The sequence below is a fragment of the Cyclobacterium qasimii M12-11B genome (assembly GCF_000427295.1).
GTDB classification, from domain to species: domain Bacteria; phylum Bacteroidota; class Bacteroidia; order Cytophagales; family Cyclobacteriaceae; genus Cyclobacterium; species Cyclobacterium qasimii.
The window spans coordinates 1-22,380 of the sequence record NZ_ATNM01000060.1; the positions used below are offsets into that span (position 1 = coordinate 1).

The following is a 22,380-nucleotide window of genomic DNA, read 5'->3' on the forward strand; positions in this document are numbered from 1 at the left end:
ATATAGGTCTTAATCCTTGTTGTAGTGGATGTGTCTCTCGGACATGTTATTCATAAACATTAAACAAAAAGGGGTTGATTGTCTTAATCCTTGTTGTAGTGGATGTGTCTCTCGGACGTTCGGGCCAAGATCAAAAAGGATTCTAGTTATGGTCTTAATCCTTGTTGTAGTGGATGTGTCTCTCGGACTTCGGGCTTACTGTACTTAGAGACACTGAAGTAAGATGTCTTAATCCTTGTTGTAGTGGATGTGTCTCTCGGACTGCTGATTCCATAAGTAATTGACTAAGTTTTGGTTATGTCCTTGTGTTGTTGGATTTCTCCCTGTTTTAGCCTTCATAAACGCTCTTTTCTGATTCCCTTGTTCTAAATCTAGAGGCTTTTTATTGATTATGCAAATTTGATTTAGTGTTTAATTAGAGTTATTGAATAGCCTTGCCATCCCCACTTTTCTTTTTCTTATCAAAGGATTGAATCGCCTTAACCCTGACCAGTACCCCATCCTCTATACAAAATTCTATTAATAAAGAGGGAGGAATAAATATATCTTTTACAAAGCCAAATTGTTTGCTAGGGTGCATGGTGAATTTCCCTGATTTGGTTATTATCCAATTACTGAATAATCTATCGTCTTCGAACTTCTTGGCTTGGTGTACGAAAATCCACCCATTGGGAGCTTGTTGTCCTACTATTTCATAAGCTTGTCCGGTCTGAAGTTGTAGGCTTCTTGTAATTAATTTGATTGTTTCCTTATTGGGATTCAAACCAAATGTTTGCTTAGTATCTGATTTACTCCCATTAATTAAAAGTTTAAAACTTATAGGGTTTTCCAGAAATTCCCTATTAGCAATTTCTGAATATTGCTGGTAAATGATTTTTGTTGAAATTATTTTTCCCTCCAGATACCATTTTTCAGCCATTTTTTCTTTGATACCATTGGTTAATGGCCAGCCATTTTTTTCTCTAAGCTTAATGATACGCTCTAATTCTGTTTTTGCCCAATCTTGATTTATGGGAATGATTCGGTTTACTAAATCTTCTCTTACTTTAGCTAAAAATTCAGGTTTTGTCTTTACACTTACAGCCTTGACCTGGTAGGCTAGTGCCATTTCGGGTTCTGTTTCCAGTTGACTTAGTAACTCCCACACCCAAAAATCTCTTATTCTTTTTTTTGCAAAGGGGAGGAAACACGCTTTTGCTTTATTTTTTTCTCCTATCAGAAACAATACCTTGGCTTTGTAATAGGGATAAAAAGTATAATTTTTGCATTTTGAATGTTGCTGTTCCATGAACCTTAAAAGTGAATGGCAAAGGTTTGATAATACCTTATGAGGAAGTTCATTTCCAACAGCTTTTTGAAGAATTATCTTGGTGTACCTGCCTATCAGTTTTTCTACGATGGACAGGTACTGTTTGTTATATTTGGTAGTCGTTAAAAAATCCTCTTCACGAAAATTTTCCCAACCCCACCAGTTCATCAAACCTATAAATCCGGACCAATTTTCCCAGTGAGCCAAAAAACCAGTTAGTAGCCAAGTGTATTGCTTTGAAGGTTTTGGGAAAGGAAAATCTTCAATGGATTGGAAAAGCTGTTCGATTAATTCGCTTTCGGGATGCTTAGATTTTGAATGATTTAAGAGAGCAGTACCCGTCCAAAAGGCTATCTGATCATATAAAAGTGCTGCACCATGCAATGGTCCGAGTTTCCGAATTTCTTTTAAGACTTTCACAGATTGAAGAGGTGATGTGTTAGAAGATTGGGCTTTCAAATAGTCATGGAGTACCCAAGCCATTGAAATTTTAGCTGACAAGTTTTTTGGGCTTTCATTGAGACCATTTTTCGCCAATTCGTATGCTTTGGCTAGGTTTCCAGCTTTGCGAAGTTCACTGACAGTATTATCCATTTCACACTATTTGTAAATTATAAAAACACAGTATTGGGTGGGTCTACTATTCTTGAAATGTCCACGTTTTTACCAATGAGTTTCATGCTTCGGGCATCACTAATATTTAAGGGAACCAGTATAATGCTGTCATTATTGTCATAAGCATCATTAATATCAACAAGTGTTTCCCGTATTTCATCATATTTTTTATGATCCGAATGAATGAGAAAAATGGATTTCTGTACACGAACACAACCTTGTTTTTCCAAGTATTTGGCTACCAACCTTCGAACTTTATTGTTTTCTATATCGTACATGATCAGATAATTCATATGCGTACTTTTTTTGGGACTTTGTTGAAGTATACCTAGGATCAAGCGGATTCGATCCGGTAAAGGTGCCAATTCATCACCATCTTTTTTTCTGGTGGTTTGTGGATTGCCAGAAGTGAACCCAGCGGCTTTAAGCTTTTCTATTTTCTCTTTTAAATCAAATACTTTTTTTGGAGGTTTTGCCATATCAATTTAAATAGGTAATTAAATACTCAACCATTTGATTGCAAAAAGCTTTGTTGCTTCCTGTTTTGGTAGTGCCGACTATACTGACACCTTTTTTTCCTGAAAAAATGTTTATTTCTGACCAAATATTTTCTGCCCCAAAACGTATTTGCCTACCATAGGATATAGGTTTAACAGATTCTATATTCACCCCAACCTCCTTCACTGCCTTTTCAATTACAGTCATGATTTCTTCCAATTCTTTGGGTTGAATGTATTCTTTTTCTGGATTTCTTTTTACACGCATACCCATTTTTTCTTTTATTCGGTCCATGACCGAATCGGGTAATGCTTGTTTTTGAATACCTTTTTCAGGTTGCTTTTCGATTGAAACTTGTCTTTGTATTTTTTCGGTTTCTTTGATGGCAATCTCGACCTGTTCCATTTCCCAAAAATTTTCTTGGCTTACAAATTCAGTAGGAATGATAGGACTTGAATCGGGGTTGAAGTAAGCTGTAAGGTCACAACTAACAAAACAGCACCTGCTTACGTCATGAGTCTTATGGTCTAGGGCCGCTCCTAAACAATACTGTTTCCCAAAGGATAGGCAAAAGGCTTTATAAAAAGTGACATAATAGCTAGGGTCTGTTATTTGTTCAGATAATCGAAACATCAGTTTGAGGCCATCACCACTTGGAGAAACGAACATTAACTCCAGTCTTGAATCACGGGTAAATTTTTTCTTTAATGTTTCTAAATCTAAATCATGTTCAGAGAGATGATCTATATCAATCAAAAAGCGTTCTGTAAAAAGAAAATTTTCTTTTTCCTTACTTTAGGATGAAATTGAGCACAAACAATATAGGGAAGTTGGGTTTTTAATTTCCTGTATTTTGCAGGATCCATTGCTCGAATTGCCTGAAGTCTTTGTAGCAAAACTGCTACCTCCCCCTTCTCATTTTGCAAGGCTTTGTGGATCTTTTTTACCTCTACATCGTATAATTGGTCTCCCGCTTGAGTTACGTGTTTACCTAATCGGATCATTTGCTATATGATTTAAAAATACTTTTGCCAGTTTATGCATGTCTTCTTCCATATGGGATGCCCTACTAAGATTTCGCCCTTTAATAGAAATAATTTCCCCCAAATAATCATTTACTGATTGGATCAAGATTCTTTTTGCCAAAGGACCCAATAACATCGCCCTGCTATGGGGATCCAAGCTGAAGGCTTCTGCTGGAATAGCATTTTCCTGGCACAGTCGGATGACCACATAGTCCATCCACCCTCTGTAGGGTTCAATCATATCAAATACCAAAGCTGGTCTGTTGTAGTCATCACGGTGAAATATACCTACGTAGGGATCTATTCCTGCTTTGATCAAAGCACCTTCCACTTTACCATAAAGAATCCCATAGGAATAATTTAGTAAGGAGTTGAAAGGATCTTTGGCAGGCATTCTGTTTCTTCCTTCAAAGGAAAAGGCTTCAGGCATTAAAAATGAAATCGCCTGAAAATACCTTTTTCCGGCAGCGCCTTCCCAACCCCTGAGACTTGGCGCTACTTCAGAGACAATGTCTCCGTTTTGTTGACCAATTTTATTTTTATAATCCTCTACACTGTTAATAGCAGAGCGGAAATGATTATATGTTTTTTGGTCAATTTCTTTTTCTGGTAGAAAAGCCAGCAGTAAAGCAATTTGATGGTCGAGTTTTAACTGGATTAGGTCTTTTACCCAAGAAACTGCCGCTTTAGAGTATAGAAAATTTATCTGAGCTTTACGAATATTCGAAATACTACCATACTTAATGCTCCATACCCGACCCTCAGGATTTCCCATTTCATTTACAAACAGTACTTCTACCTGATGATGAATAGCTAATATTATAGCATCTGAGGTAATCCTTGCTGCTTTTGAAATGCTAATGCTTTTGACCACATCAGGAGGGAATGTTTGCTTCCCTTCCTGAGTTTGTACCACAAACAATCCATTTTCTTTCGTCAAGGTAGCTCCAAAGGTATTGATGACTAAATGCATGATGCTTTTTTTATTCGAAAAATTTTTACAGATTATTTTTAATCAATTTATCTACTTCCTGCAATCCACCAGTCACTTACCATTCGCAGTTTTTCCTTTGAGCGGGTTATTCCGGTATACCACCAGCGTAAAAGTTCAGGGGGCTCCATTCGGTACATCCCTTTGTTAAGAAAGAAGAATACCTCTTCCCATTCGCCTCCTTGGCTTTTATGACAAGTTACGGCATAGCCAAAGTTGGCCCGGAGACTGTTGAGGTAAGGATCTTTGTAAAGGGCATCAAAATAGATGTCTGACTTCTTTTTTACTTTGTTTTTGTGCATTCGCTGACTGAAATCGATCATTAGAAGGCGCTGTTGATCAGGAATTAAGTTGGGGCTACCTCGGTGGAGTGGATCCAAACAGAGTAGGGTCTCATACGTTTTCCCTGTCAATCGTGCTTTGATGGTAACATGCTGAAAGTGTATGCCTTTCTTAACTACCAGATCTCCCACCTCTAATACTTCTGCAAAGTCTCCATTTGTAAGAGGAATTAGGTAGTTGTTTTGGGTAACCATCAGGAGATCGCCCGGTTGTACAGGCGCATAGGCATTTCCGTACAGGTGTTGCCTCACTTTTAAATTGATGTCGAGGCAATTGAAATTGGAAAGGGTGATGGCAATACTTTGTTCATTTCCTTTGGCTTTTAAATGTTGAATGTACTTATTTAGCATTTCATCATAGGAATATAAACAGATGTCTGTACGGGAAAGTGCAGGCAGTTTTACGTAGCGACTATGAAAAGTTTGGCTCGTCATTCGACGTATACGGGTAGCCAGTTTCAAGACTTCAGAATCCTGCTTTTGTCTGAGGATTTGAGTGATTTCAGTACTTTGTACCTTTCTACCCTGCAACCTAAACCAGCTTTCAGTAAGTGCGGGACTTTCCCGGCTCCCAACAGGCGGAAGCTGGCAAGGATCTCCGGCAAAAATCACTTTATTCTTACCGACCAAGCTCAGAAAATCTGTCAAAAGGTGACCGCTTCCGAAGCTTGCAAAGGAGCTTTCTTCTGCTTTGACATCCCCAAGCATGGAAGCCTCATCAACGATATACAGCTTGTCATCATCTTCATCAGCTTTGCGTACTTCAAAGAGCAGGCGCATTTGCCCATATTGATCGGCCTGGGGGTTTTCAATTGTTTCTTCTACCTCGCCATCAATATCTTTAAAATGGTACAATTCCGAATGGATGGTTTTGGCAGTAAAGCCTGTTTTGGCGCGTAAAACAGCGGCAGCCCTGCCGGTTGGAGCCAAAAGCGAAAAAGGTTTTTTGGTTTTCTCTAATTCCGCAGCCAGATACTGTAAGAGGGTCGTTTTTCCTGTCCCAGCATAGCCTTTCAGTATAAAAATGGCATGACCTCGGAGTGAAAGGAAATCACGAATTTGCTCTAAGGCATCCGCTTGCTGAGGATTCAGGGTGATGTCTTTATTCATAACTTGTACTGTCTAAAACGGACAAATTCAAATTTAGAGACCTTACTGCCATTCGGTAACACCTCGCTAATTCGATGAGTGGTGGAGGCCAGGCAGGGGAGGCCTGTTTTTGTGAGTTTGCTAACCAAAGCCAGGCAAAAGGTTAGTTCTCCCATAATGTGTATGGCAGCCGGTTTGTACACAATTACTTTTTTGAAATACAGATTAACGAGATGTTCCAAAGCTTCCTCGTCAAGATCCGGGTCTACTTGGGGAAAGGGAAGATTTTCAACCGTGCCATATTTGAGCACAGCCATTTCCATTTGCTTTTGTGACCAAGTGTAAGAAGGGTGGTTGGAGAGATTAAGGAGCATTATATTAGGATAATAAAGTTTCTACTTGTTTTATCAATTCGCCAATTCTTGTTTTAAGTGCGGCTGATTTCATGGGGTCATTTCTAATTCCCGCGTGATTAATATCGTTACGGGGTTCAGTGATGTAAGCATAAATTGTCCCAAGACTTTTAAAAAAATCTCCCTGTAAAATCATTGAAATTTCGACGAGTCCACCTTCGTCGTTGTCTTTTAGCATGTTTCGGGAAGCTTTGTATATAAAATTCAATAGGCTACTGAAAAAAAGACGGTCTTGTATATGTCCTCTTTCTGGAGAAGTGGGGAATGAGTGTTTTTCAAATAAAGTTTTTAATGCATTATTTGAATTTATTTCGTTTTCAAACAATTGCATGGAATAAGTCAACAATCCTTCTTGTAACTGGGTATAGGCCTGCTGGACTAATTGATGTTCTAAACACCATTTCGCACTTTCAAGCCAAATTAACTCCCTAGAAATGATAATTGGGGTTACCTTATTTTGAATCAATTTCAGAATCTGCTTGATAGGTTTAATGTCAATGTCTGATTCAGGTAATTTTTCTAACTTCTCCTTAAAATCTGTAAAATCCTGATCCAGTAAAATATTTAAACGATTGGTCTGGAGGTTGGAAAGGAGTAAGGCTAATTGATCTATCACATACCTTACGTCCTTGGTTACTAAATCAGTGCCTTTACTTTTAGACATGAGTCTATTTATTATGGGTTGACTGACCTTACTTAATTCTTTGGTTTCTCCAAATTTCACAAAGTTGTTCACCGCAGAAGTCCAGGTTTGGAATTCCAAAAGAATATTTAAATCGAGGATTGGTGCATTTCGGTCTTCGATCTCCATTTTTATAACTTCCTGAATCGAACCTAGTTTTTCAAATGCGCCATAATGAATTCCTAATACGGTAATATTTTTTGTAACCTTCAAGAAATTCAGCAATACCACTCCTAGCATTGGTAGAAAACGGAAAGCATGAGTAATATCAAAAATAACCTGATCTCCTTCCTGAATTTCATCCGCTACAGTTTCAAATATGGACCAGACCTCCTCTTTTGAAAAGCCTTCTTTTATTGGTTTATGGTTGATTTGAAAATGAAAATCTTCCTTTTTAAGTTTTTTAAGGCAGGTATTTAATCCAGCATTAAGAAAGTTGAACTCCTTGGTTTCAGGGTTAAATTGACCATTATCCCAATAATTCATTTTTTCCGCCTTTTTCGTTAAAAATAGTAAAACCTTATCTTGGGAGGAAAAATCTTTACACTCTAGTCTAACCAATGCTTCTTGGATATATTTGACGTTTTCAACCTTTCTACCGTTTTGCCCTTCAATGTAATAGTTGCAAGGGATATAGTTGTTGGTACCTAAGAATGAGAGAAGGATTTTTCTGGACATATTAAATTAGTTTTTTTCAGGCCTAAGTGCTGGAGGAGGTTGTTAAAATGCTTCACTTCAACCTCTATTTCGTCTATAGTAATCCTTTCTGTAGCATTTCCAGTTGTGTTGAAAATCATAAAATTTGATTTGGACACCGCATAGTCCTTAAGTTTCTGAAGAATAGATTGAGATATATGATCTTTAGTCATATCTTCTGGGTAGAATAAAAAAACAGGCTGAAATGAAGAAAAGGCCCCTCCTGCTTGAGACAATACGTGCTTTCTAGAATTTTCATCTTTTTTGTCAAAGGCATCGAGTTTACCATCTAAAACATGGAGTGTTCCAAGGCTTGTAAGCAATAAAATGTCAAATTCAGCCTCATTTTCTCTTGATTTTATTTTCACATTAGCATATGCTTTTGTGATTATATGATTACCCTTTTCCAGGATTTTTTGAATCTGGCTGATTAAGATATTCTCGAAATAAAAACCCGAAGACATGCCTAGAATTTTCCCTAAGTTTTCTGTGGTTTTTTTGAGTGTTCTAGGTAATTCAATTTTTTCTAGATTTTCGATTAGGGCTGGGTCAGAAAAAGTGAATTCCTTTGGTAAAAATCTTTCATTAACTAGCAATTTCTTTTTTATAAAACTTAAGACCAGATTGAGAATGTTGAATTTCAAAACATTTTTTTGTAAATGAACAATATCATTTTCAGCCTTTATCTGGGGATTGTTTTTTAGTAGTATTTGGAAAAGTTCTTCAGAAAGGTCGTCTACATTTCCATTTAGTTTCTTTTTAACTTCCTCCAAAGTGAAAGTTTGAGGCATACTTTGAGCTTTTTTTTCGAAAATAGAAGCAACAAAATATCTAAATTCCTGAAATTGAAACCAGTCAAATGTCTCTTGTTTGTTTTTAATCTTACCGTTTTCGTAAAGCAGGTTTCCTTCACCTCCTTCCTTGATTTCGAAGCCGTAGACGGTTAAATAATTTGACAGTTCGTCCTCGTAGTCTAAAGGGATCTGGTAATGCTTGATTTTATCGTCTTCCCAGGACCAGAGTTCGATTACCCGACTTTGAATATTTGAATAGCAAACCTGATCGTTATAATTTTTACGTAGTTTAAAAGTTTCCCATAAACCTAGAATATGATTTTTCTGTCCCCCACCAATATTCCAGAGAATAGGATGATTGCTGTCTACCTTTGTGGGCAAATAGGTGCAGATTTGAAAGGGATCTGATTCAATTTCAGTATTTAGGAAGATGGATGGCTTTACCATGATTTTTTTGTTCGATAAAGCCTTCTCAGCCAAAGCAACCCATCCCTTTTTTTTTGCTCCTTCAGTTTCTATAAATTGAAAGTTGGGTATACCTAATTGAATAGCTGGCACCGTATTGACTGTGTTTTGAGCTGTTGCTACCCCAATCATTGTTTTCGGAAAAGAAGTATTGAGTGGGTTTAGATTAGCCATGAGGTAAATTTTTTAATTATCTTAAGATGTCCTAAAAATTTCATTGGAAAATTTAAATCATTTTTATGAAATTGATAGATAAATAACAGGATAGTACCACCTGATCTGAAATAATGGAGAGGAGAGTGGATACGCTATAAGAATGGCATTAATCTTTCCTTTAAGAACTTCATTTCTTGCTGACCAAGCCAATTTGTAATATTTCCTTCCCAATGACTTTCTTTCCTGAGTTTCTTAATTGAGTCTTTATGTTTGGATTCGATTATTGTGATTATTTTTTCAAAAATCAACTTTTTATTATTCTCAGTAAATTCTCCAAAAATACTGATTTCTTCATTGAGATATTTTGAGAGATCTTGATAATTGTCGAAATCTAATTGTAGAGTAGTTTGTGGTTTTAATCTGACAGCAAATGGCTTGATGATTTTTGAAATATCATCTAATTCAAAAGTCTCTGTAAAGCTGTCTAAGTGATCTAAATCCTTTGGCTGTTTGTTTTCTTTTCCTTTTTGTAGTTAGCATATTCCTGGATGGAGGGATATTGTAGAAAATCTTCATCGACTCCACCTTTTGCCATTGCAAAAAGTTCATGAATTTGAGGACTTGAGATCCAGTTAGGATTGATAGAAATCATCATATTTTCAAAATCAAGCATGTACTCTTCAGCAGATTTTTCTAGAAATTTCAAACCATTTACATTGAATTTTACTTTTCCATAGCCAAGAGGCTTTCCAGCACCTAGGCTGTGATAAAATTGATCGGAATAGCCATGAAAGGTAATAGCTGAGAGCAAGGCCCCTATTTCCACTTGTTTTAAATTATGAAACCTGACTTTTAATTTGAATTTTACTCCCTTGTCAAGTGGGTTTAAATGGGAGACTACTTTATAATTATCCCCTATAACTGATTTTTCTTCTTTATCCTTAACTGGATATCTTTTAAACCCCCTTAGTCTGGCATCTGAATCATCGTAGGTGTAATATTTTCCGTTTTTTTAAATTGCGTCAAATAAAATGGGAAGTAGGAAGCTTTGGGTCCTCCAAGAATAACATCAACAACTCCCATTTCTCTCACACTTGAGTTATCTGCTAATGCATGTCCAAACATGACTCTCCCTTTTAAGCTCACTTCTTTTTTTGTAAACCCAAAAATTGTATTGGCTAGATCTTGATCGGATTTGTAAGAAATCAATGGTTCCATTTGACTGATTCTATGCTTAAAAGGAAGCCTATACATATAAGACAATCCAAAATGTTGTAACCCACCTGAGCTATCCTCAGAAAAAAATACAGGAATCGTCTGTCCTTTCTTTAGCTTCTCGCTCCAGTATTTCCAATCTGGAGAAATATTATTTGGGTCATCATGACCGTATATAAACTTAAAATCCTTTTGTTGCTCTTTATTTACAGGGATAATCTTAGGTGCTTCTGCATCAAAAAATACAAATTCTCTTATTTTACCTGAAGCTTTTTCTCCCTCTGGTTCTGAGCGTTTACCTGGTTGCCCAGTAAATACAAGAATTCCTTTTTTTCCAGGCGATTCTAATTTTGCGAGATTAATCTCCACATTTCCGAAAAGCTTATGAGTACTAATGGAAAATGAATGAGTTAATCCTACTTGTCCCACTTTGGGATGCTCATACTTATATTTCGCATCTTTTTCAATAGGTTGCCTATTAAGAAATTCTTTTCTAAATGGAATTCCAATACTTTCTAATAATTCTCTTTGATCAATATGGGCTATTTGTTCACATTTTTCAATTTGCCACGAACCATCACTGTTTTCTAATAACCAGCCTCCTTGTATTTTAGAGTTTTTGTACCTCGACATGTATTGATTGGACGAACTGGATAAATCTCGGAATGCGTACCTATTATCATTAATCAGGTCTTTATTTAACTTAGAAAAACTCATAATCTCCAGCACATTCCTTACCATTCCCTTGATCGAAGTAGCTGGAATAAAATACTTCTTCTGACCTTTTGAATCTATGTAATAAGAAAATTCCGATGTCGGTTTCGTTCCTTCTTCAGGCTTTGTGTGTCCATTTCTAATAAAAATTGGAGTCTCTGCGGTAATTTCGATCTCGATCTCACCACTTTCCCCATCTTCAAAAGGGACATCATGGCTTACTTTCTCAGCCCAATCGGGCTTAAAAACCTGCTCCTCGGTAGGAGCGGGAACGAAATTATAGGGTGATTTTACTATAGTCATTTTTTCTTAATATTTAAATCCACAGAAAATTAAAGCAGACGGCTCAAGTGTAGGCATGCTTTCTTGCTCATCAACTGGTAAGGGAACTTCTTCCCAAACTTGTTTGAATAAAACTTTTCCGACATTTTCAAGCTTATGGGGTAGAAAGGATTTCTCTTCTATTTTTAGCCCCTTGAGCTTACCTAGTTCATAAGCGCTTACTATATACTGACCAGTATGCAGGATTTGTATAGAAAGTTGCTCTTTTGGTGAATAGAGTAAAGCTTCTATACAAAAAGGATTTTTCCCTTCACCAAACTTCTCTTTTGGAAAAGGTTGATCAAAAAGCATTTCAGGTTTGTCCTTATCAGACATCCAATAATATCCCGTGTATTTGTGATCAGGAATAGCTTGGATGGTGTTGATTTTATGGTTGAAATAGTTCTTCATGGCTGATTATCAATAGCTATAAATTTCTTTTTGATTTATTATTAAGGTGCCAGTAAAAATACCATGCCCCTTAGTGGTCATGCCTCCCAAGGGAAGTAAGCCCCTACAGATATCCATTAATGTTTCCTCTAAAACTGCCATATGCTCATCAGAAACGGTTTTTTCTACGAATACATCTATCTTCATACTTTCATCATTGATGTAGCTGACTTTCTCCGAAAACAAAGCGCCTTCCATGGCTCCACCGGTAAATCTATCGATTGCGACATGATTGAATATCTTATCATTCTTGACTGACTCTGAGGAGAGAAAAATATCATTAATAAAAACTTTTCCAGCAGAAGGATCGCTGATGTCTTTTCCCGCTTTTCCAAAAAGGGCTACAACAGCTTCATTGGCATTTCCAGTTTTAGTAGGTTTTCCTTCAGCCAACTTCTTTTTATTACAATGGAACGCTACCCGATGGGCTATGGCACCTTTCAGAGAAGACCCGGGAATTAGGGTTTGTTTGCTAAAACTGATTCCGCTTTCATTATACACGACAATTTCTTCTTCTAAAGGTGTTTTATCTACTTCATCATCACCAAAGCCTGATCCGAAAATGAAAAAAGGATCGGGAGTCAAGATCAATCGAAAATGATTTTTAGAGGCGTTGGAAGTATCCGAAGGTTGATTTACATCATTGATTTTACTCCAGTCTGTGGCATTGAAGGAGGGTGAAAACTCCAAAAAATCAGGTAGTTCTGTACATAAGTCAAATTTTTTATCTAGAATCTTTAATACTCTTAGGCTTCCATAGCCATTGCGGATTCCTGCTCCAATCCTAAAATCCGGACTTTGGACGATTTCAAGAAGCTTCTTCCATTCTGTTTGAAAGTCATTTGTCAAATCCGTAAGCTCAAGCTCAAAAACAAACCGTGTTCCTTTAAAAATCACTTCATTGTCAAATAATCCATTTTTTTCCGCTACCCCTTTTTCCGTGATTCGGACGTGCTGCCGAACCGGCAAATGATCGAACTGCTCTTTCAAGGCCTCCCATTTATCATCTAGAATTAATCCTTCTGACACAGTTTGTTTATCTAGCATCATTAGTGCAGGACTGATTTTGACCAAAGAGCCTGTTCCCATATCTCCTCCTTTGGAGTCTCCAAAAATTTCGATAAACTTTTTACCTGTTTGAAGTTTGGAAAAACTATGTCTCAGGACCCCGGTCAAAGAAGTGCCCGGAATCATTGGAAAGCCATTGGCATCTTTTTGTACAAGGGCATCTTTCAATAGCGAGGAATTACCAGATCCAACAAAAAGAGGAGTCTCAGCTTCCAATAAGAATCTCGCGATATATTTGATTATTGTTTTGGACATGGCTACTGTTTATTATAAGTTTTTGCCATTTCAGCGGCAAACTTGGAAATGAAAATTCTGAGATCAGCTTTTAATTCCTCTTTACCAAAAGCGTCTAGGTTTTCCACTTTTGAGACGATTGTTTTGAAATCATTTAATCTTCTACTCCCATCTTTTCCCCAACATTTCTCGAAAGACACACCGTGGGTGAGGTAGGCATTTTTGCCATCGTAAAGTTTTTCTTTGATTTCCTTTAGACTTTTTTCTCGGGAAGCTATAGATCGAATGTTTCCCCATTGGCTTGCAGAAACATCCTTAAGTTTAGGGTATTCCTTTGGAACCAAGTGGTGTACATATTTATGGATTTCTTGAGAGGTTATAAGTTCTATTTTGGAATCGAGGTGTTTTTTCTCCAGTAATTTTGATAATGGAGTAGTTATGGTCCCTTTTTCAATTCCTAAAGAGTGTACCTTATCTAAATTAATTTTTAATTTTGATTCACCCGAGATGTCAATTCCTTTTAAGAATTCTGGGTTGTAGATCACCTTACCTAACCCTTCAGAATTATAGTGTCCGATGTATTTAGAGGATTCATCTAATGAAGCTCCTTTGACATAAAAAACAGAGCCTTTTAGGATGCAATGACGCTGCATGGAGGTGGTTTTTCTTTGGCCGTTCCAGGGGGCATAGCTATAAGTTCTGATCTGGGATTTTGCCCATTCTATTTTACCAGCATTCAGTCCCAAATCCTCAACTGTTGGTTGGAAAGTTGGCTGTCCTGATTCGTCAAAAAAACAAAGGTTACTCTCTGCATAAACCAGTACAAATTCATTATCGGTATCGAAAGAATTGATTTGGGTTATAGGTTCTATTGGTTTTATTTCTACCTGACCAAACTCCGCTGTTTTGGATTTTCCGAGACTTTGATTCCCTTTTATTGCATTTTTCACCTTTTCGAGCAAGCCAGAATTATCAGACTGTATAGAGAAAATAAAATTTGATCCAGCCGGAAGTGCTTCAAAACCAAACATCTTTCCAGTTTTGGAAGTCCTTGATTCTCGATCATATGCAGATTTTAAACTAAATTTTTTCTGAATCTCCTTGACTAAGTTTCCTTTGGATGAAATGTAGCCTGTACGAGATTGCTGTAATTGGAGTGGAGTGTCTTTTTCATCTTTTGGTAGGTTTATCTTAGAAATTAAATGATGAAGATAAATTCGATCAGACTCCAAATTGGAATGTAATTTATCTTGAAAAAAAAGAGAATGGGACAGCGTAAGTAATTTCATTTAGACTAGTGGCAATCCTCCCATCTCCAAAAATCACTTCCCCAGAATGAAATACCTGAAAAGCTTCCTCTTGAGTTAGTTTGCCAGACTCTGAAGGTCTGCCATAAAGGTGTCTCGCAGCAATCCCGAGGAAATTACTACCGGGGATATAATCCAAGGTGGTCATATTTCCCTCTGTTGCGAGTTTGCTGTTTAATACGACATCTGATAAAAGGGTACAGTTAAAATATATCGTTTTCATTTGATTGATTCAGTTTTGATGGAACATCTACCTAGACCTCTATTTCTGTTGGTTCCAATAGTCCTGATATACTTTGCCAGTTGAGCAATTAGTTGCTCTTCTGCATTTTTTGCACCGAGTATATAGCCCTCAAGAGAAATAGGAATACAAACCTCCATAACCCTAAGCGATGATTTCTTGGCCACACCAGTAGTAGCTTCGATAGCTGTTGATGCTATATTTCGGTACAAGTAATCTACCTGATCGAAACCGATCGCTAATTTTTCAGATTTTGGTAAGTACGCGTTTGAAAAGAATAGAGAACCCGGAGAGGTTGCTTTAGTCTGCTCATCCATGAAGCCAAAAAGACTATCGTAGCTTTCTTTCGTAAATTTATCTATGCCCAATGACTGGAAATCTCGAAATGCATCAGCAAATAATCCTTTCATTGTTTTGCCAGGTATATAGGGGAAACCCTCACTGTCTTTGATTACTACAGCATCCGCTTCAGCGCCTGAAGTTAAACCCGAACCAGCATGCCAATCAGTTAGAAAGTATACTTTATAATCAATTGTGCCTTGTGCCATATCTGAAACCATGTAAAGTGATTAAATCTAATAATTGCGACTTTGCCGCTATTTGTTCTAAATCTTCCTTTGTCAAAAGGGTTAATGTATCTAAGTCATTTTGCAGTTGAAGCTTACTAAAAAAATCTTTGTTGATAGTTTTCATTCGTTGAAGATTGAACAAAGCCACAGAGAAGTCTTTAAAGGAATCCGAAATCACTCTTCTGATTTTTCCAATAGCCTTTGAGCCCTCTTGAGAATCATCGGCTTCCTTTCTTAAATCACTCAATCTTTTTTGAAGATTTTTCATGTCACTTAGGAGATAAGGGCCATAATAGTAATCAAGCGTTTTACCTTGTTGTGTGGCTAAAAGTGTTCGCTCTTTCAGAACTGAAATCTTATCCGTAAATGACTCTTGTACTTTATAGAAAGCAATGGCAGATTCAGGGATCCCGTTCTGTCTCAGGTGATGTTCTTTGACTAGTTTTTTGGCATCTTTACACAGGGTCTCTGATAGATTCAAGGCGTAGTGTAATGGATAGGACTCCTTGATATAGGCAATTCCGGCACATGCAGTAATTCCCTCTTTGAATTCATCAATATCATATTTTTCCAAGACCTTAAATTCTTCTTTGGTTTTAACTTCGAATTCATTTAGGAATATCTCTGTGAATTCCAAGGCTAAGTCTGCCCTAATAATGATCGAGATATCATCACCACCGCAGATAATTGGACGTACTGTGTGATTATTATCTGAATTAAATGCCTCAGCTTTACTATATATAGTCCAAAATGCAGACTGTGCGGCTGCCTGAGTAGCCTTGTCTAAAGCCTGTGAAAATTGACGGAATGCAGCTTTACTTTCTTCTGAATTTTTATCTTTTAGCTTTTCTCCCATCACTCGGATTATATTCCCTAATCCATTTCCATCTGCATGCACTACAGCAATCCAGGAGTTTTTGTGACCTTTACAGATCTCTTCAATTTCTAGTGTGATTTCTTTTGGGTTTTCGGTAAGTCCAGAAACTTTACGGAATAGCGTCGTGTGCTTAGATTCTTCTTGTGGTTTTTATCAAGAAATTCAGCTTTTTTAAAGTGCTTTCACAAAATGCTTCTAGGTTTCCTTTTCTGTTTTTCTTGAAATTTACAGCCACGCCCCCTGTTCTTCTTGCCCTCTCAAGTCCCATATAGCCCACTTCCAATGGCATGTTTGGTTTATTCCTTTCCGCCTTTAGTTTTTCTTCTAGTTGACTAATAGATACTGAGAGAGGGACACTAGCGTCAAGCTTGATGACCGATTGACTTACAGTCACCCCAGAAGCTTTATTCATTACCTCCATTGGAAAAGCCTTGACGAGTTTTTTGCAGGTTTCTTCATCTGCTACATATTTTATATTCCCAGCAGCACTGACTATAATGTTTTCATCTAATTCATCTGAATCAATAAATTCATAAAACATTTTTGTACATATTTCCTCCACCAATTCACTCCCCCCAACGATTTCTTTGAGCTTATTCGTCTGAAAAATAAAACTCTGGATGCCCTGTATACTGGCCCCATATAAATACTTGCTCATATAGATAAATTTTTATTTTTATTTTTTGAAGGGTGCCGAATCCTGTACTGGCACCTTTGCCGAGCCCGATATCTTCTGGTAGGGAAACATTGGAACGAAAGGTAAGGTCCATGGCCTTAAGCTTGATGCCCTTGTGCCGTACCCAACTGCTCTCAGGTAAGCCAGTAATGTTTGCTTGTATCGGCTGATCTACGGTCCACCCAACCCCTTTCGCAAAGGAAAGGATATTGCCAATGAGAATTTTTTCCAGAAAGACCAACTTTTCCTGCAAAAGCTCAAGTTGCTCGAAACGTTGGTAATTTTTATCATTGAGGGCAAGCCAGTCTTTAATTTGATAGTGGGTGCTTGTTTCGCTTACTTCTACCTGAAACTTATTTAACTTTACATGTTCCACTTGTAGTGATCTTTGCTGGTTTCCGAGTCGAATCATGCCTTCATTTTTTGTAAAAAAATGGTGGATCTCATCGACTCCATCACCAATACATACTATGCCGGCATTTCTTCCTTGCGTTTTGTATTGTACCAAGGGATAGGCATAATGGTATTGCTTATCTCCTAAGTGATTATGGAAAATCACATGTTCCCTTCCTACCACATTTATTATAGCTCCTCGAAAAGCAGGGATTTCATGAGTTTTAAGAATGGTATCAAAAATAATTTTAATGACCTTAATATTAGGCATGTTTACTTTGGATTTATTGAAACATTTCCCTACTATAAAATATTATTATTTTAATGAACGTAGCGAAATGTCTGATTTGCAAGAATCTATAGTTTATATGATTCTTGTATAAGTTGAATTGATTGCATTGTCTGTATGGAGTGTATTAATCTATGGAAATCCCTTGTTTATTGCAAATACTATTTTATAGGTGAGCTCAAAGTAAGCTAACTTTTACTGTAAATAAAATACCCCGATCATGGTATTTTTTTGGGAAAATGGTTTCTGTTTGATCCAACAGGTAGGTGGAAAGCATCTGTAAATAACAAACAGTATGCTTTCCACCCCACCCTTAAGAATTTATTATAAAACCAGTAATAGCAATAACCAAGATCCCCAGCCTAAAGCCTCCATGCTTATCAATTGGCCTTTGGCCTTTTTGCGGTAGCAACTCAAGTACATGGGGTCGTCAAACAATTCCTTGTTTTCAGAAAATAAATAGGTGTTTTTTCCTTTTTCCGGCTTGGGATTTGCCAGTGCTGTTCCTATCATGGCAAATGGACCAAACAGTACTCCCAAAACAAAGTGTCCACCTTTTTTCCCATGATAGTTCTCTGCATCCAACCTTGCTTTTAGGCAATTTCCCGGATCGTCATTTACTTTTTCAAGGTAATTTGTATATACTTTATCAGTGTGGTCACCAAAAACTACAGACGCCACATCTGTGGCAGGAATGTGAAATTTTCCATTGTCCGTTTTAAATACCAATGTACAATCTTTTACTTTCGTGATTTTACCCTCAAAGACCATGGAATTGGTTAGGGTCAATATGTCTCCGGCATAGGTGCCTATAGAAATTAGAATGGCAATAAATGTTAAGCTTAGTTTTGTCATGTTTATTTTTTGATTTAATTTTTTCCCTACTCGTATGGCTTTTCGGTTCCTCCCGTTTTTTATGGGTTACTGCTTCCATTGTTTTTTATATTCCAAGGAGGGTCAGTCCTATGTTCACTTGACCGGCGATATGTTTTGAAGGGTAAAGAGGCCAACATGGGGGCAAAAAGTTTATCACCTTAAAAATCATCCCCATTAGCCAGCCTCCATTAAATGATTCGTCGTGATGGGGCAGTGTCTGCCATTTTTCGTAAGGTACTGGCGGAATGGCCTAGTAAGGCATCCTCATCTGAATATTTTCGCCGTCTTTCTCGCAACTGCATTAGGCGATACAATCCAATTTCTTCTTCTGCCAGCAACATGTCCTCAAAAAGGCTTTTGGAGGCAGCGAATTTGTACACGACAAAGGCACCTTCCAGAAAGAAAATAAAGAGAAAAAATACCCAGTAGATCAGTTCCCCAATAGGGCGATCCTTCAGGTATGCATGCAGGTCTTCGATTTTACTCAAGATGGCTGCATCCGATTTTTCAGTTACCTTTTTGGCATGGCTTTCGGCGTCTTTTTCTAGTTTTTTATCAAAGGCTTCCAAGCGTTCTCTGGTACGTTCTGTTTCTATTTCAGCCTTTGTTGCCATTTTTTTCTTGGCTAGAGCTACCTTTCCCTCCCCATAAGTTCCTGTTCCTCCAACTCCTTCCATTTCATCCAAATAAGATTGCTTGTCCCTCTCTTCCGTACTTTTCGCTTTTTCTAAATCCATTACTAAAACCTCTCTTGAATCGAGATGACGCTCTATATAAGATTCTTTTTCTGTCTCCAAAGCTGTTTCTTGTTGTGTCGAGCGATATTCTTCAAGATCTCCGGCAAATACCATTAAATCAATGGCTAAAGCGCCTAATATTGTGGTGATTACAGCGAAACCAAGGCGGTAAACCAGAAGTAAATAACCACCTTTCATTTTGGGTGTAGCGATAAAGCTTCGGTCCACAATACCTATGATTAATCCTAATACCAAAGCAACCGCCAGGCTACTCAATAAACCTGTATCCATCAAATGTCTGCTGATGTAAAAGCCGGAAAACATCCAGAGCATTATTGGGATAAGCATAAGGCTACCCATTGTTACAATTTTTTGCCTACTGGCTGTAGGCTGCCTTTTGACCATTTCCAGGTCATAGCCGAATATTTTTGAAAAGAATTGAATAGTCATGGCCTATAGTAATTTACGTTCTCTAAAAACAATTTCTTCGTCTAACCAGAGGGTGTAACCCTTTCTAAAACCGGCTTTAAATTGCCGCACCGATTGCTCTATATACCCTTCACCACAGCCGGCGAGATCGATTTGAATTTGTATGTCTTCCAGTCTTCGCTGCTCATGCTCTACTTTTTTTTCTATACGGGCATATTGATAGGGCATTACCTCCTTGGTTTTTGGACTTAATTCCAACTTATAGGTGTCCATTCGCTCCAAGGTTGCTGTTTTTTCCCTATAATAAGCTTCTCGAAAAGCCGCGGCAATTAAATCCAATTGCTCTTCCATTACTTCAGGATGATGGTCTTCAAGACCGACTCTCCGGCCCATAGCGAAGTAGTCACGGCCAAGCAATTCTTCCAGCACTGAAACTGGTCCGGATTCCAGTGTTTGGCTTATATCTCGCAATAACTCTTCAGGATCTCGGTCCTCTACAAACAAATCTTTTGCTATACCAGATGAATCCTGCATTTCTGCGTGGGTTTGGGTATGGCTTTTTTTTCTGAATAATCTATCAAATATTGTCATGATGTTATGTCTTTAATTGGTATTGAAAATGATGTATGTCCTTCATAATGACACCTGTCACACAGGGTCACCAAAAATACCGGATGGTATTCCCATGGCTTTTTCCATTCTCCAGTTTGCCTTTCTCGGTGGTATTGACGATGATGCACCTGTAAGGAGTGGTTCTTTCCGCAACTCCGGCAGCTATGCCCGTCCCTGATCAGTATGGCTTTCCTTAGCTTTTTCCATTGGGGAGATAATAATTCTTCTTCGTAGGAAACTTTTTGCTTTATTTTGGTAGTTGTCATTTTTTACCTCCTTACTTTTAGATGCATGGACTAGTAATGAATTGATTTCTTTACCTGATACCATCCTTAAGCGTTTCAGATGAATCAGACTACATGATGAATTTGAATTTATGTAAGATCATGGCTTTGATAGGATTGGTTTCTGTTAATTGAGATTACAAAGCAAAGGCCCACTTGTGAACTCTATGTTCACAAGTGGGCCTTCATGATAAAAATAATTTTAAATAGTTGATTAACAGCTATTTAAAATTATTCAGAATATATTTGTTGCATTTGACTAATTATATTTTTAATGGTTTTTTTAATGGTTTCGGGCGAAACCACTTTGATTCTCGGGCCATGCGAAAGGATTAATGAAAAAAATTCGTAATTGGCACGGATTGAAACGGAAATTCGAATCCAGTCATTATTGATCGGATCCAGAACTGTTTGAGAGGCATGAATAGGCTTCGTCTGGAGATAAGGGTACAGTGATTTTTCTATTTTCAGGACTATATCCTGAATGGGTTCATTTAAATCGTTGGTAACGCCAATGATTGGTTCGAAAAAGGATTCAGGATTACTAAAACCTAAACTCTCATATGTAAAATCCCCAGAAGCAATGGATGAAATTCGATCCAATGCCAGGTTAATTAAAAAATCCTTTTTGTCTGTTTTAGTCAATACAAACCATCGGTTATTAAATTCTTTTAATAAATATGGGGAGATGAGGTGGGTTTCTTTGTTCTGGAAAAATGGCGTATAAGTAACAATTAATGGTTGTTTGTTCAGAATGGCATAATAAAGCGGGTCTATCCATTCCAAGCCCTTAATCCGGGAATTATTGTCAAAACTGATGATTGGGACTTCTGAAGTTTTGGTATCAATTAATTTTTGCAGTTTAACGGATAGTTCTTGAATCCAGTCAAACTGGGGTAAGCCTTTAAACCGTTTAAGGGTGACTAAAGTCTCATGAAGCTGTTGGGCATCCTCTCTGGAAAGAGGCTGTTTACTTATGGAAAAATCAGGGTCGGAATACCTGAATAATTTTTTTCTGGGGTGATGAATTGATTTGTATCTTTCTATGGGGGCTCTATACCCTTGCTCTCCTTCCATGTATTTTAGGTCATCTCGCACCTGTCTGGGGGAAATACTTCGGGTACCATCATACTCGTACAAGGCTTGAGTACAAGCCTTGGTTAATTTCTCTAGATCATACTTGTCGCTTTTGTTTCGCAAGCATTTATCAAGAACCCTTAATCTAATGTCAACATGTTTATTTATGGCCATAATTGGGCTGATATTTTATTTGTTCGATTTCTGAAGATGAATGGAATTAAGACTTGAATTGGTTTAGAAAGTTTATTTTTGTTCTATAACAGTAGGGGTAATATTAATTCCAAATTCTCTTATAGCCAAGTAAGCCCCTCACAAATACTAAGTGACAATTTGGGGGTTCTTTTATACTTTGCTTTGCGATTGATTGAAATCTAAATTAAAGGTGTAATAGAACCCCTTCCCGCTAATACCACTCCCGGCGGCTGAGCGGAGCCGAAGCCATAGGGTGACGAGCACGCAATGCCTACTCCTTCGGCTCCGCTCAGGAACCGGCATGGAATGTTTGCCACACCTTATGCTCAGGAAGCGGCTATTTTGTTTTGGGGCATCGAAAACTACCGATGCTACCTACTATAGGGTCATGTTTTTTGATAGGAATTGCGATAATTACTCCGGAATTCCCCGCAATCAGGCCCCTCGCTAAAAAGTGCCTTTATTGGCACTTTTCTTCCCGCTCGTTCCTCCTTGTTGTAGTGGATAGCTTGTCCCGAAAGTGTATCGCATCGGGATGTCTCTCGGACTATAGCTGGAATGTACGTAGTAGCAACAGGGGCACTGTCTTAATCCTTGTTGTAGTGGATAGCCTGTCCCGAAAGTGTAGCGTATCGGGATAACTCTCTGACCAGGCCACAAAGCGTGGCACTTTAGAGTTAATACAGTCTTAATCCTTGTTGTAATGGATGATGCTCTCGGACTAAACTTTGATATTGATAAT

Annotated in this window: 24 protein-coding genes; all 24 read right to left on the reverse strand. The window is 37.7% G+C overall.

Annotated elements, in window-relative coordinates; all coding sequences use genetic code 11:
- Positions 1 to 421: 421 nt before the first annotated feature.
- The gene (locus ADICYQ_RS05240) at positions 422 to 1,903 is read right to left on the reverse strand and encodes a DUF7017 domain-containing protein (protein WP_020893812.1); all 1,482 of its coding nucleotides are present in this window, start codon (positions 1,901 to 1,903) and stop codon (positions 422 to 424) included.
- Between the two features lie 17 nt (positions 1,904 to 1,920).
- A complete protein-coding gene (cas2, locus tag ADICYQ_RS05245) occupies positions 1,921 to 2,403 on the reverse strand; it encodes a CRISPR-associated endonuclease Cas2 (protein ID WP_020893813.1) in 483 nt (160 codons plus the stop codon).
- A gap of 1 nt (position 2,404) precedes the next feature.
- Entirely contained in the window at positions 2,405 to 3,178 is a 774-nt protein-coding gene (locus ADICYQ_RS05250) for a CRISPR-associated primase-polymerase type B (RefSeq protein WP_040414675.1), read from the reverse strand.
- Positions 3,175 to 3,426, reverse strand: a complete 252-nt coding sequence (locus tag ADICYQ_RS05255) for a hypothetical protein (RefSeq protein ID WP_020893815.1) — start codon at positions 3,424 to 3,426, stop codon at positions 3,175 to 3,177. The genes ADICYQ_RS05250 and ADICYQ_RS05255 overlap by 4 nt, the downstream gene beginning before the upstream one ends.
- Positions 3,410 to 4,420: a CRISPR-associated endonuclease Cas1 gene (cas1, locus tag ADICYQ_RS05260; protein WP_020893816.1), complete on the reverse strand. Its 1,011-nt coding sequence runs from the start codon at positions 4,418 to 4,420 to the stop codon at positions 3,410 to 3,412. The genes ADICYQ_RS05255 and cas1 overlap by 17 nt, the downstream gene beginning before the upstream one ends.
- Positions 4,421 to 4,467: 47 nt before the next feature.
- Positions 4,468 to 5,889 (reverse strand): ATP-dependent DNA helicase, encoded by a 1,422-nt coding sequence (locus tag ADICYQ_RS05265; RefSeq protein ID WP_020893817.1) that lies wholly within the window; start codon positions 5,887 to 5,889, stop codon positions 4,468 to 4,470.
- Positions 5,886 to 6,242 carry a hypothetical protein gene (locus ADICYQ_RS05270; protein ID WP_040414676.1) on the reverse strand — a complete coding sequence of 119 codons (357 nt, stop codon included), beginning with the start codon at positions 6,240 to 6,242 and terminating at the stop codon, positions 5,886 to 5,888. The genes ADICYQ_RS05265 and ADICYQ_RS05270 overlap by 4 nt, the downstream gene beginning before the upstream one ends.
- 4 nt (positions 6,243 to 6,246) lie before the next feature.
- Positions 6,247 to 7,641: a TIGR02221 family CRISPR-associated protein gene (csx2, locus tag ADICYQ_RS05275; protein ID WP_020893819.1), complete on the reverse strand. Its 1,395-nt coding sequence runs from the start codon at positions 7,639 to 7,641 to the stop codon at positions 6,247 to 6,249.
- Entirely contained in the window at positions 7,611 to 9,092 is a 1,482-nt protein-coding gene (locus ADICYQ_RS05280) for a hypothetical protein (protein WP_020893820.1), read from the reverse strand. The genes csx2 and ADICYQ_RS05280 overlap by 31 nt, the downstream gene beginning before the upstream one ends.
- Before the next feature lie 475 nt (positions 9,093 to 9,567).
- A complete protein-coding gene (locus ADICYQ_RS29280) occupies positions 9,568 to 9,900 on the reverse strand; it encodes a hypothetical protein (protein WP_020893822.1) in 333 nt (110 codons plus the stop codon).
- Between the two features lie 140 nt (positions 9,901 to 10,040).
- Positions 10,041 to 11,306 (reverse strand): TIGR03986 family type III CRISPR-associated RAMP protein, encoded by a 1,266-nt coding sequence (locus ADICYQ_RS05290; protein WP_020893823.1) that lies wholly within the window; start codon positions 11,304 to 11,306, stop codon positions 10,041 to 10,043.
- 6 nt (positions 11,307 to 11,312) lie between these two features.
- Positions 11,313 to 11,735 carry a TIGR04423 family type III CRISPR-associated protein gene (locus ADICYQ_RS05295; RefSeq protein WP_020893824.1) on the reverse strand — a complete coding sequence of 141 codons (423 nt, stop codon included), beginning with the start codon at positions 11,733 to 11,735 and terminating at the stop codon, positions 11,313 to 11,315.
- A 9-nt stretch (positions 11,736 to 11,744) separates the two neighbouring features.
- The gene (locus ADICYQ_RS05300) at positions 11,745 to 13,097 is read right to left on the reverse strand and encodes an RAMP superfamily CRISPR-associated protein (protein ID WP_020893825.1); all 1,353 of its coding nucleotides are present in this window, start codon (positions 13,095 to 13,097) and stop codon (positions 11,745 to 11,747) included.
- 2 nt (positions 13,098 to 13,099) lie between these two features.
- Positions 13,100 to 14,308: a hypothetical protein gene (locus ADICYQ_RS05305; RefSeq protein WP_152520464.1), complete on the reverse strand. Its 1,209-nt coding sequence runs from the start codon at positions 14,306 to 14,308 to the stop codon at positions 13,100 to 13,102.
- Positions 14,309 to 14,321: 13 nt separating this feature from the next.
- Positions 14,322 to 14,606, reverse strand: coding sequence for a hypothetical protein (locus ADICYQ_RS05310; RefSeq protein ID WP_040414678.1), 285 nt, complete (start codon positions 14,604 to 14,606; stop codon positions 14,322 to 14,324).
- Positions 14,603 to 15,172: an RAMP superfamily CRISPR-associated protein gene (locus ADICYQ_RS05315; protein ID WP_020893828.1), complete on the reverse strand. Its 570-nt coding sequence runs from the start codon at positions 15,170 to 15,172 to the stop codon at positions 14,603 to 14,605. Before ADICYQ_RS05315 ends, ADICYQ_RS05310 begins: the two co-directional genes overlap by 4 nt.
- Complete coding sequence (locus tag ADICYQ_RS05320; RefSeq protein ID WP_040414679.1) at positions 15,153 to 16,091, reverse strand: Cas10/Cmr2 second palm domain-containing protein; 939 nt, start codon at positions 16,089 to 16,091, stop codon at positions 15,153 to 15,155. The genes ADICYQ_RS05315 and ADICYQ_RS05320 overlap by 20 nt, the downstream gene beginning before the upstream one ends.
- Before the next feature lie 109 nt (positions 16,092 to 16,200).
- The gene (locus ADICYQ_RS27600; protein ID WP_200861878.1) at positions 16,201 to 16,728 is read right to left on the reverse strand and encodes a hypothetical protein; all 528 of its coding nucleotides are present in this window, start codon (positions 16,726 to 16,728) and stop codon (positions 16,201 to 16,203) included.
- Complete coding sequence (locus tag ADICYQ_RS05330; RefSeq protein ID WP_020893831.1) at positions 16,664 to 17,410, reverse strand: CRISPR-associated endonuclease Cas6; 747 nt, start codon at positions 17,408 to 17,410, stop codon at positions 16,664 to 16,666. Before ADICYQ_RS05330 ends, ADICYQ_RS27600 begins: the two co-directional genes overlap by 65 nt.
- A gap of 342 nt (positions 17,411 to 17,752) precedes the next feature.
- Positions 17,753 to 18,283: a hypothetical protein gene (locus ADICYQ_RS05335; protein ID WP_020893833.1), complete on the reverse strand. Its 531-nt coding sequence runs from the start codon at positions 18,281 to 18,283 to the stop codon at positions 17,753 to 17,755.
- 209 nt (positions 18,284 to 18,492) lie between these two features.
- Positions 18,493 to 19,491: a DUF4407 domain-containing protein gene (locus ADICYQ_RS05340; RefSeq protein WP_020893834.1), complete on the reverse strand. Its 999-nt coding sequence runs from the start codon at positions 19,489 to 19,491 to the stop codon at positions 18,493 to 18,495.
- 3 nt (positions 19,492 to 19,494) lie between these two features.
- On the reverse strand, positions 19,495 to 20,061 hold the full coding sequence (locus tag ADICYQ_RS05345; protein WP_020893835.1) for a hypothetical protein: 567 nt from the start codon (positions 20,059 to 20,061) through the stop codon (positions 19,495 to 19,497).
- A complete protein-coding gene (locus ADICYQ_RS26630; RefSeq protein ID WP_081652296.1) occupies positions 20,058 to 20,348 on the reverse strand; it encodes an HNH endonuclease in 291 nt (96 codons plus the stop codon). Before ADICYQ_RS26630 ends, ADICYQ_RS05345 begins: the two co-directional genes overlap by 4 nt.
- Before the next feature lie 249 nt (positions 20,349 to 20,597).
- Positions 20,598 to 21,617: a helix-turn-helix transcriptional regulator gene (locus tag ADICYQ_RS05350; RefSeq protein WP_020893838.1), complete on the reverse strand. Its 1,020-nt coding sequence runs from the start codon at positions 21,615 to 21,617 to the stop codon at positions 20,598 to 20,600.
- Positions 21,618 to 22,380: the final 763 nt, after the last annotated feature.

Excerpts from the sequence above, each read along its gene's own strand:
- ADICYQ_RS05240 (WP_020893812.1), bottom strand. The coding sequence starts at position 1,903 with ATGGATAATACTGTCAGTGAACTTCGCAAAGCTGGAAACCTAGCCAAA.
- cas2 (WP_020893813.1), bottom strand. The coding sequence starts at position 2,403 with ATGGCAAAACCTCCAAAAAAAGTATTTGATTTAAAAGAGAAAATAGAA.
- ADICYQ_RS05255 (WP_020893815.1), bottom strand. The coding sequence starts at position 3,426 with ATGATCCGATTAGGTAAACACGTAACTCAAGCGGGAGACCAATTATAC.
- cas1 (WP_020893816.1), bottom strand. The coding sequence starts at position 4,420 with ATGCATTTAGTCATCAATACCTTTGGAGCTACCTTGACGAAAGAAAAT.
- ADICYQ_RS05265 (WP_020893817.1), bottom strand. The coding sequence starts at position 5,889 with ATGAATAAAGACATCACCCTGAATCCTCAGCAAGCGGATGCCTTAGAG.
- ADICYQ_RS05270 (WP_040414676.1), bottom strand. The coding sequence starts at position 6,242 with ATGCTCCTTAATCTCTCCAACCACCCTTCTTACACTTGGTCACAAAAG.
- csx2 (WP_020893819.1), bottom strand. The coding sequence starts at position 7,641 with ATGTCCAGAAAAATCCTTCTCTCATTCTTAGGTACCAACAACTATATC.
- ADICYQ_RS05280 (WP_020893820.1), bottom strand. The coding sequence starts at position 9,092 with ATGGCTAATCTAAACCCACTCAATACTTCTTTTCCGAAAACAATGATT.
- ADICYQ_RS05290 (WP_020893823.1), bottom strand. The coding sequence starts at position 11,306 with ATGACTATAGTAAAATCACCCTATAATTTCGTTCCCGCTCCTACCGAG.
- ADICYQ_RS05295 (WP_020893824.1), bottom strand. The coding sequence starts at position 11,735 with ATGAAGAACTATTTCAACCATAAAATCAACACCATCCAAGCTATTCCT.
- ADICYQ_RS05300 (WP_020893825.1), bottom strand. The coding sequence starts at position 13,097 with ATGTCCAAAACAATAATCAAATATATCGCGAGATTCTTATTGGAAGCT.
- ADICYQ_RS05310 (WP_040414678.1), bottom strand. The coding sequence starts at position 14,606 with ATGAAAACGATATATTTTAACTGTACCCTTTTATCAGATGTCGTATTA.
- ADICYQ_RS05315 (WP_020893828.1), bottom strand. The coding sequence starts at position 15,172 with ATGGCACAAGGCACAATTGATTATAAAGTATACTTTCTAACTGATTGG.
- ADICYQ_RS27600 (WP_200861878.1), bottom strand. The coding sequence starts at position 16,728 with ATGAGCAAGTATTTATATGGGGCCAGTATACAGGGCATCCAGAGTTTT.
- ADICYQ_RS05330 (WP_020893831.1), bottom strand. The coding sequence starts at position 17,410 with ATGCCTAATATTAAGGTCATTAAAATTATTTTTGATACCATTCTTAAA.
- ADICYQ_RS05335 (WP_020893833.1), bottom strand. The coding sequence starts at position 18,283 with ATGACAAAACTAAGCTTAACATTTATTGCCATTCTAATTTCTATAGGC.
- ADICYQ_RS05340 (WP_020893834.1), bottom strand. The coding sequence starts at position 19,491 with ATGACTATTCAATTCTTTTCAAAAATATTCGGCTATGACCTGGAAATG.
- ADICYQ_RS05345 (WP_020893835.1), bottom strand. The coding sequence starts at position 20,061 with ATGACAATATTTGATAGATTATTCAGAAAAAAAAGCCATACCCAAACC.
- ADICYQ_RS26630 (WP_081652296.1), bottom strand. The coding sequence starts at position 20,348 with ATGACAACTACCAAAATAAAGCAAAAAGTTTCCTACGAAGAAGAATTA.
- ADICYQ_RS05350 (WP_020893838.1), bottom strand. The coding sequence starts at position 21,617 with ATGGCCATAAATAAACATGTTGACATTAGATTAAGGGTTCTTGATAAA.